This is a genomic window from Candidatus Thermoplasmatota archaeon (genome assembly GCA_030018475.1).
GTDB lineage: Archaea > Thermoplasmatota > JASEFT01 > JASEFT01 > JASEFT01 > JASEFT01.
Genome location: JASEFT010000006.1, coordinates 23447 through 31833 on the forward strand (window position 1 = coordinate 23447; position 8387 = coordinate 31833).

Annotated in this window: 9 protein-coding genes; 4 read left to right on the forward strand and 5 right to left on the reverse strand. The window is 39.8% G+C overall.

Annotated elements, in window-relative coordinates; genetic code table 11:
- Positions 1 to 38: 38 nt before the first annotated feature.
- The 3 genes from QMD21_01855 to QMD21_01865 all read left to right on the forward strand — a co-directional run bounded on the left by QMD21_01855 (position 39) and on the right by QMD21_01865 (position 2413).
- The gene (locus QMD21_01855; protein ID MDI6855515.1) at positions 39 to 521 is read left to right on the forward strand and encodes an adenosine-specific kinase; all 483 of its coding nucleotides are present in this window, start codon (positions 39 to 41) and stop codon (positions 519 to 521) included.
- Between the two features lie 5 nt (positions 522 to 526).
- Complete coding sequence (locus tag QMD21_01860; protein MDI6855516.1) at positions 527 to 913, forward strand: DUF3198 domain-containing protein; 387 nt, start codon at positions 527 to 529, stop codon at positions 911 to 913.
- 261 nt (positions 914 to 1174) lie between these two features.
- Complete coding sequence (locus QMD21_01865) at positions 1175 to 2413, forward strand: ORC1-type DNA replication protein (GenBank protein MDI6855517.1); 1239 nt, start codon at positions 1175 to 1177, stop codon at positions 2411 to 2413.
- Positions 2414 to 2541: 128 nt separating this feature from the next.
- Here the strand turns inward: QMD21_01865 and QMD21_01870 are convergent, their stop codons facing one another.
- Both QMD21_01870 and QMD21_01875 read right to left on the reverse strand, forming a co-directional pair.
- Positions 2542 to 3360 carry a putative RNA uridine N3 methyltransferase gene (locus QMD21_01870; protein MDI6855518.1) on the reverse strand — a complete coding sequence of 273 codons (819 nt, stop codon included), beginning with the start codon at positions 3358 to 3360 and terminating at the stop codon, positions 2542 to 2544.
- Positions 3357 to 4688, reverse strand: a complete 1332-nt coding sequence (locus tag QMD21_01875; protein ID MDI6855519.1) for a S26 family signal peptidase — start codon at positions 4686 to 4688, stop codon at positions 3357 to 3359. Before QMD21_01875 ends, QMD21_01870 begins: the two co-directional genes overlap by 4 nt.
- A 46-nt stretch (positions 4689 to 4734) precedes the next feature.
- Between QMD21_01875 and QMD21_01880 the strand changes: the two genes are divergently transcribed.
- Complete coding sequence (locus tag QMD21_01880; GenBank protein MDI6855520.1) at positions 4735 to 5178, forward strand: cytidine/deoxycytidylate deaminase family protein; 444 nt, start codon at positions 4735 to 4737, stop codon at positions 5176 to 5178.
- Between the two features lie 8 nt (positions 5179 to 5186).
- Here the strand turns inward: QMD21_01880 and QMD21_01885 are convergent, their stop codons facing one another.
- The 3 genes from QMD21_01885 to QMD21_01895 are packed head-to-tail and all read right to left on the reverse strand — an operon-like array spanning position 5187 to position 8120.
- The gene (locus QMD21_01885) at positions 5187 to 5732 is read right to left on the reverse strand and encodes an AAA family ATPase (GenBank protein ID MDI6855521.1); all 546 of its coding nucleotides are present in this window, start codon (positions 5730 to 5732) and stop codon (positions 5187 to 5189) included.
- A 32-nt stretch (positions 5733 to 5764) separates the two neighbouring features.
- Positions 5765 to 6631 (reverse strand): CPBP family glutamic-type intramembrane protease, encoded by an 867-nt coding sequence (locus tag QMD21_01890; GenBank protein MDI6855522.1) that lies wholly within the window; start codon positions 6629 to 6631, stop codon positions 5765 to 5767.
- Positions 6632 to 6638: 7 nt separating this feature from the next.
- Positions 6639 to 8120 (reverse strand): site-2 protease family protein, encoded by a 1482-nt coding sequence (locus QMD21_01895; protein ID MDI6855523.1) that lies wholly within the window; start codon positions 8118 to 8120, stop codon positions 6639 to 6641.
- Positions 8121 to 8387 lie beyond the last annotated feature (267 nt).

Genomic DNA, 8387 nt, shown 5'->3' on the forward strand with positions numbered 1-8387 from the left:
TGAAAAAATTTATTCTTTTCTAAGCTATTCCTGTGGGTATGGAGCTTAAAACTATAAAAATTCAAAAACCGCCTGAGGTAAATATAATTTTAGGGCAAAGCCACTTTATAAAAACTGTAGAAGATTTGCACGAAGTGCTTATTACAAGCGTGCCTCAAATTAAGTTTGGAATAGCATTTTGCGAAAGCTCTGGTGCATGCCTAGTAAGGATTAGCGGCAACGATGATGCACTAAAAAAATTAGCAGCTCAAAACGCATTTTCATTAGCTTGCGGACATTCTTTTATTATTTTACTGAAAAACGCCTATCCTATAAATGTATTGAATGCAATAAAGCATGTCTCTGAGATTTGTAATATTTACTGTGCTACAGCTAATGACATCGAGGTTATAGTTGCAGAAACATCTCAGGGAAGAGGTGTTTTGGGCGTTGTTGACGGTTCATTACCCCGTGGCATTGAGGCTGAAAAAGATATAATTGAGAGGAAAGAATTTCTCAGAAAGCTTGGTTATAAGCTGTGAATAACATGGTAAGGAAACTAAAAGATTTCGCACTTCCACTTAGCTCATGCTTGTTTGTTATAGGTACTGTAATGGTATCTTGCAGTGTAATTTGGTATCTTAGCTATATTCACAGAGCTACGTTTCCTGCTGAGCTCTCTGCTCTCCAAGAGATGGAAAAGCTCGGTGATTGGGGCTGGTGGCTGCTTATAACATCTCCTTTTGTATTTATTGCAGGCTCTTGGTATTTTATTGATTGCTGTATTAAGCGTCGCAGGTTCAGAGCCTTAATTTCAACTGGAAGTAAAGCTGGTTTTATAAAAGCACTACCTGAGCTTGAGGAGCTTGCTCTAAGTCTTCCCAAAAGATATAGCGACGGGTTAGAGGCTAAGAAGAAAGATTTTAAGCTCTGACCCGACCCCTCTATTTCCTCTGGAGTTTTGTTATTATATAATAAGCGATTTTTATTTTTTTAATTTTATATCTTTCAGTTATTTGAAAAGAATCGACGAGTAAAAATTATTTAATTTAAAATATAAAAGTAGTCAACTAAAAATACACTTGAAGAAAAGGTATAAATGATAACAAATGTCAAGAAAAGTTTATAACTAAGTAAGTCGTTAAATGTTTGTTTCAATTTAGAAACTCGAGTGGAAAAACAGGGGTTGAGGAGAATGATTGGGAGCGCGATATTCGAACCTTATTTAGAGCAGAGAACTATTTTCAGAGATAAAGAAGTAATGAGAGCCTCATACATACCTGAAGTTTTGCCTCATAGAGAGGTAGAAATAAACAGGCTTGCTAGTATTTGCGCCTCCGCGCTTAGAGGCGAGACGCCCTCAAACGTATTCATCTATGGCAAAACCGGTACTGGGAAAACCGCCGTTACAAAATATGTAGGCAACGAGCTGCTCAAAGCAGTCCAGGAGCTAGGTCGTAAAATAATCTTCGTGTATATAAACTGCGAAATTGTAGATACCGAATATGGGGTACTCTCGCAGATAGGCAATAGTATAATTCAAGATTGGAATGAGCGCATTCCTTTCACAGGCTGGCCTTTGGATAAGGTCTATAATAAATTAAAAGAGGAGCTAGAGAAGAGCGAAAGTATTACTGTGATAGCACTTGACGAAATAGACAAACTCGTTGCCAAAAGCGGTGACAGCGCACTCTACATACTAACGCGAATGAACTCAGATTTAGGCAAATCAAAAACAAGCGTTATAGGAATATCAAACGACCCTAGATTCACAGAACTTCTAGACCCTAGAGTAAGAAGCAGTTTAGGCGAGGAAGAACTTATATTCCCACCATACAACGCGAGCCAGTTACAAGATATATTAGCTCAGAGAGCCTCTTTAGCTTTCCAAGAAAATGTGCTCAGCGAGGGGGCATTAGCACTATGCTCAGCGCTCGCAGCTCAAGAGCATGGCGATGCAAGAAGAGCTCTCGATATGTTGAGAGTAGCTGGAGAACTGGCTGAGAGGGCTGGGGAGCAAAAAGTTACTGAGGAGCACGTGCGGAAGGCGCAAGCCAAAATAGAGCATGAGAGCATGAACGAACTTATAAGAACGCTTCCTTTGCATTCCAAAGTCGTACTGCTTTCAGTAATTCTAAACGAGCAGGTAGGCAATACTAAACTAATTACAGGCGAGGTCTACGATACTTATAAAGAGTTAGTGAAAAGGGCAAAGGTTACAGATTTAACGCAAAGAAGGGTCTCGGGTCTAATTTCAGAATTAGATATGCTCGGAGTGATTAACGCAAGAGTTATTTCCAAAGGAAGATACGGCAGAACAAAGGAAATATCGCTGGGAGTGCCTTTGGAAGAAGCTAAAAAAGTGCTTGAAGAAGATGAGCTTATAAAAGAGCTGAGTAGCTATAGACCGCAAAGACAGCTAACGTTAGTGTAACTTAAACTCAGCAAATAGATTCAACCAAAAAGCTAGTCAAGAAGAACTTCGTCGCTGAGTTTACTTAAACTCAGCGGATAGATTCAACTAAAAAGCTAGTCAAGAAGAACTTCGTCGCTGAGTTTACTCTAGGCTGCCATCTTCTTCGCTAAATCTATTATTTCTAAACTCAGGAATAGCGCTTCTTCAGTTCTAATGGTCTTCGTCCCTTGAGTTGATTGTACGTTAATTATTAAATCAAAAAGCTCTTGACACTCTTCTTTACTAAACCAGTCTAAAAAACCATGAGCATAGGACCCGAATGCAATTGCTACTTTATTTCTGTTTTTAAGCTGCGCACTCAGGGCAGAGAATATTTTCTCTATAGGCGTACCGTATTTGGAAGTGCCGAGAATGAGAACATTTTGCGCCTTTAACTTCTTCAAAACTTCTCTTAGAGGCTCAGAAAAAAGCTCAACCTCATAACCAAAATAGTTTTGTAAAGCCTCTTTTGTCATAGGCTCACACTCTTTTCCCTTAATTCTAAAGAGCATGACTTTGCCTGGACTAAGCCTCTGATTGCAAGTGCATAGGTCTTTTAACCCTACATCCACAACCGAGTGTCCACAGACCTCTTTTACATATCCAAACCTATGCTCCACTTTATCCTCAAGCTCAGGATGGTGCGGCGCTTGAAGGGGGGTCAGCACGCCCGCGTAGCTCAGCTCAGGCTCACGCTTAAAAATATATTTTCTAAGCCACTGAGGCGTATTTGCATAGCGCAATAGAGCAACAAGCTCTCTGGTATGCGCGCGCTCAGTTCTATACTTAGGCTCTGGATAAATTATTATTTTTGCTATTCTAAACATTGTGGCAACTCTAGCAAGCTGCCCTATGAGCAAAGCTCTAATTTTAGGGTCACGCTCTTGCGCTCCAAAACTGTTAGGAATTAGTACATATTTCTTCATCTTTTTCCGCGCTCAACTTCAAACTCTAATTTCTCTAATTTCTCAAATCTCTTTTTCTTAATTTTGCGCTGCTCTCTAAAAGCTACGATTTTATTTTTTATAAAAGGATAAGAGTAATCAATACTCGTAGGCACAGCGAGTAGAAGCGCAATTGCAACCACGAGCATAGCCCAGCAATCGCCTCTTACATTACCTGCGTTGCTACTGCCTGTTGTCAAATCATCAAACAAGAGTTTAATCCCGCCAAACCAAGGGAGCTCACCCCGAGCAACACCTATAATCCAATCTACTTTCACAAGCTCTCCATTTCTCGATCTTTGATCGCAACAATCGTTAGCATCTCCTTTTGTTATGAATCCGCTGTGCCTCTCCCCTTTGAACCAAGGCTTGTAGTTATTCACCAAGCCCTCTATTGTTATAGAGGATTGATTGAAAATACCTAGCTCAGGAACATCGTAAAGTATTTTCTCTTGAGTTTTATTGCCGTACACGTAGAAAAAGGTGTCATAGGTTGGATATTTAACCCAACTTTCAGCCTCTTTCCGTGCGAATATTCCAGTTATGTACGCGTCAGCGCTTTTTGTAGCCCATGCGTAGCCAACTGAATCATTGCAGGCTGCGTGTATCCAATACTTTACACCGGCTTTCAAGAGTACTCGCTCGCTAAATACGAAATCAAGCCACACACCACTAGCAGAAGCAGAGCTGTTAGTGGCAATTGATGTAAGTGCTACTGCATCGTCCGGTAGGTCGTTGCCAGTGTCAGGTCTTATAACTACATTAATTGTTCCTCCTCCGCCACTTTCCATTCTTATATACAGCCTTACTTTACTAATCAAAAAATCGCTAGTAGGAGTGAATTGTTGTGCAGGCTCTCGGTCCGCTCTAAGAAGATACCATAGATCAATGTTTTGTCCAGAGCCGTAACCCAGCATTTCCTCCTCTGGTAGGTGCACATAGGTTATATTCAGCTCAACCCAGACCATAGCGCGATGTATAAGAGGGGTTCCGGGCAAGCCATTTTTCAAAAATATTATCACATCGCCATAATTACCGTAAGTGGTATATCCTCTTTGTTTGCCTTGATAGTAAGTAACAATGTCTTCTCTACCATTAACTTTCTTTACAAATGTAAAATCGCCTGCATCTATTGTGCCGAGCCTGCCGTAAGGCGCACCGGAATGCTCCATACTATTACTTTCAATAACCACAATAGGAGGCCATACTCCAGTATAGGCATACATTGCAGTAAGAATAATGAGAATAATGATAGAGGCTACAAGCAAATCTTTTACAAAGCCTAGGATTGCAGATTTTTTTAGTTTCATTACCCAGTAAAAGGTTTAAGAGCCTAAAAAATCTTTTTCTTTTTTGATGAGACCCAACTTAGACGAATATTTTATGCGCATGGCGCAGTTAGTGAGCAAGCGCTCTACTTGTCTGCGAAGACAGGTCGGTGCAATAATAGTAAAAGAGAAGCGTGTACTTGCCACTGGCTATAACGGTGCACCTAAAGGCTTGAAACACTGCTCTGAAGTGGGATGCGTGCGCGAAGAGCTTAAAGTGCCTGAGACGCACCGCCATGAGCTCTGTAGAGGCTTGCATGCTGAACAAAATTCAATTATACAAGCAGCGCTATTCGGAGTGAGCATAAAAGATTCTATACTTTATACTACACATTTCCCATGCTCTGTATGCGCTAAAATGCTGATTAATGCAGAGATAAAAGAAATTGTGTATGGTGAAGATTATGCAGACGAGCTCTCAGAAAAGATGCTTAAGGAAAGCAAGATAAAAGTGAGAAAATTCAAATTATAGAAATGGGGCTATGCAAAATGTAAATTTAAATTCAACAACTTCTCTACTTCTAATCTAAAATCGCTAAGGCTACAATCATTTACCAATAAAAAGTCAGCGCTCCTGATAACTTCTCCTATACCCCACCCAAGCTCGCGCTTATCGCGCGCTAAAAAATCATTTTTAGATTTTGCATCATCTACCCTCTCTCTTCCAACAATCCTCTTGAATCTTATTTCAGGTGGTGCATGAACGGCAACCAAAACAAAATTATGAAAATAATTTTTGAAAATCTTTATTTCGTCAGGACTTCTAATCCCATCGATGATTATCTTATCTGCTTTTTTCTTTATCATCTCAATAGTGCGTTCAGCCCAAATACCTCCACCATATTTTTTACGTTCTTCATTAGCTATTCTAGCTACAGTATCGTTCGTGAGCTCTAAGCCTCTGTTCTTCACCCATTCCCAGACAGCGTCACCCATTCTATACACTGCAAAGCCCCTTTTCTGAGCAAGCTTTACAAATTCTGTTTTACCAGCGCCCGGCATTCCTGTAAGGCCTATAACGAGCATAGCGAGTAATAGGAATGGAGGAATAAAATTTTTTACATACTCAAATAAAATTTAGCACCTTTTCTAAGCAATTTCAAAAAATATATAAATCCTATAAACAGCAAAAAGGTGTAAATAACAGTCACAATTAAAGGCGCAAGGGTACCAAACGCTCCTAATACAAGTCCTAAATAATTAAAAGAAAGGTGCAACAAGATGGAAATGTGCAATCCGAATTTTAAGAATAGATATCCCAGAGCCAGTCCTGCAATAAATGCAGGTAGAATTTTATAGAGGTCCCAGCCTAGAAGGTAGTGTGCGCAAGCAAATATTAGAGAAGAGAGTATAAGAAAAAAGGTAGCAGGGGCATCGAGTTTTAAATTGCCACCCAGTATGTAGCTTTTGAGTGTTTGCACTTTCCCTGCAATGGCGCGAACGAAAAACAAAGGCAGACCTAGCAACAAGACTCTACATATAAGCTCTTCGTGAAAGCATGCGTTCGTTACTTTAAAGAGATGGTCTTGCAAATTTTCAGGTGAAGGCACAACATAACCAGCGCCAAAAATCCGGAGGACAAGGTAGTATGCTTCTATAAAGAACAGAGTTGCAAGAAATACTTGCGCAAGAGTAATAAAACTATCAGCTCTTTTTTTGCTCTTTAAAAGCCATATAAAAGATAATAGAATCACAAGCACTACGAGTATGTAGTAGAGCGCCAGTAAATGACCTTGAAGTTGAAAAAGCGGTAGCGGCAACGGTATTAAAACAAAGAAAACCCAATAACTGGTAGTTAAAAAAGGCAGCACTAGAAATGAAGAGCCTATTACGAGCGCTATTGCCGAGGCTAGAAAAATTCCATACAATAGGATTGCAATGAAGCAAAGGGGCCGCAGGATTAAATCAATGATTTTTCTGGTCATAGAAACTTCACACTCTAGGACGTATAATCAGCCATAGTATCAGGAATAATATTGTCAGTGAAAGAGCGTAAGAAATAGGCTTTACTAGATTATCCCTTTCCTCAGGAGCTAGCTCAGCGATTCCAAACCCAAGTTTAAGTTCAGTAGCTATGGTAATTGAAATTGTACAGATTGCGGCAAGCCATATAATTAGAAGTGCCAAACTAAATAGCGAAGGCAGCGCGCTCAGCAGTATTAGTAAAAACAAAGCACAAAGTAGTGCCATGATAATAGGCACAGCATATCTGCGCTTGATAATTAAAAAATCGGCAAAATCCCTAAACATGTAGCCGCCATCGAGAGGTACTGCAAACAATGCGTTAGTCATACCGAGCGCTAAATTCAGCCAGAATACCCAATAAAATAGATTAGCGAGCAGCCAGAATAGCCAGGGCGGCAGAAAGCCGAGAGGACCTTGAACAGTATAAATATCGGTCCAAGGTTGACTTAATGGCGACCGCCCCTCTAGCGCCAGAAACGGTAATGAAACGTAATAAAAACTTCTCCCAATAAATTCGTTTACAGATTCTGCTTTGTAAAAAGGTCTGCTCAGAAGAGTTTGAACTGCTTTTGGATCGGAGCATTCAATTCCAAGATAACCGCAGCCATCACCTCTGTCACTAAGAGTGATATTCTTGTTAATAAAATTGCCTCGATAGTAAAAAGTGATATTTACAGTCTGGTTTGCTTTTGTTTTAGCTATGTTAGTGAAAAAATCATCGAAACTTTTCGTGTCACTATCGTTAAGCTTCGTTACTATTGCGCCCAACGGTATTTCATTTTCTGCAGGAGTCTCTCTAAATACCCCTGTAACGAAAATACCGTCAGCTACAGGCGCTACTGAGCTCATAAAAATCCAAGAGAAGATACATGCGCATACAAGCGCCACTAAAATATTCGTTGCAGGTCCTGCAGCAAATACACTGCACCTTTTGAGTTTCGCTACTCTTTTCAGCTCTTCCTCGTCAGGCTCTACAAAAGCGCCTAAAGGAACGACTAAGAAAAGTAAGCCTAAAGATTTTAAGTTTACTTTAGCAACTCTAGCTAATATTCCATGCGAGAACTCGTGCAGTAGTATCGCTATTATAAGTGCTACAATACCATAGCCTACAGGAATGAGCGGGTTAATACCTGGCAACCCAATAAGCATTTGCGGTGTTGGTGCCCTCTCAGCAGGCATCTTTCTCGCTAAATTTGCACTCCATATAAGAACGAAAAACATAGCAATACCTACAACTGTAGAAAGCACAAGTGCAAAGCTGCCAAAGTGCTTCCAGAATTTATGTTTTGATATCTGATCAATAAAATTTTTGCCGCGCTCAGTACGCCACATCAGTATAGGGCCGGAAAGCGAAAGATTATGTTTCCCGAGTATTTTTTTGCGCTGAAGTATTAAAATTACTAGAAGGTAAATTGCAATTGCAAGCGGTACTATTAGCAGTGCTGACATTTAAATAAAGATATTGCTCAGTGAATATTTTTAGTTTTGGCTGTTTTCCTCTAAATCAAACATATAAAAAACTGTACAATAATAGTATTTAAATCATATAAACAACTGTACCAATTTTTATTTATAAGGGCGAAGACATAATAAGAGTAGATGAATAAAATGAGAAAAGCACTCTTGCTAATTGCAATATATCTCCTTGCAGCATCGCTGATATTTAGTAGCTTGGATCTTGTAAAAAATGAGCTCGGCAATACAAGTTTTGGAGCC

Coding starts and splice junctions, on each gene's coding strand:
- QMD21_01855 (MDI6855515.1), top strand. CDS start 39: ATGGAGCTTAAAACTATAAAAATTCAAAAACCGCCTGAGGTAAATATA.
- QMD21_01860 (MDI6855516.1), top strand. CDS start 527: ATGGTAAGGAAACTAAAAGATTTCGCACTTCCACTTAGCTCATGCTTG.
- QMD21_01865 (MDI6855517.1), top strand. CDS start 1,175: ATGATTGGGAGCGCGATATTCGAACCTTATTTAGAGCAGAGAACTATT.
- QMD21_01870 (MDI6855518.1), bottom strand. CDS start 3,360: ATGAAGAAATATGTACTAATTCCTAACAGTTTTGGAGCGCAAGAGCGT.
- QMD21_01875 (MDI6855519.1), bottom strand. CDS start 4,688: ATGAAACTAAAAAAATCTGCAATCCTAGGCTTTGTAAAAGATTTGCTT.
- QMD21_01880 (MDI6855520.1), top strand. CDS start 4,735: ATGAGACCCAACTTAGACGAATATTTTATGCGCATGGCGCAGTTAGTG.
- QMD21_01885 (MDI6855521.1), bottom strand. CDS start 5,732: ATGCTCGTTATAGGCCTTACAGGAATGCCGGGCGCTGGTAAAACAGAA.
- QMD21_01890 (MDI6855522.1), bottom strand. CDS start 6,631: ATGACCAGAAAAATCATTGATTTAATCCTGCGGCCCCTTTGCTTCATT.
- QMD21_01895 (MDI6855523.1), bottom strand. CDS start 8,120: ATGTCAGCACTGCTAATAGTACCGCTTGCAATTGCAATTTACCTTCTA.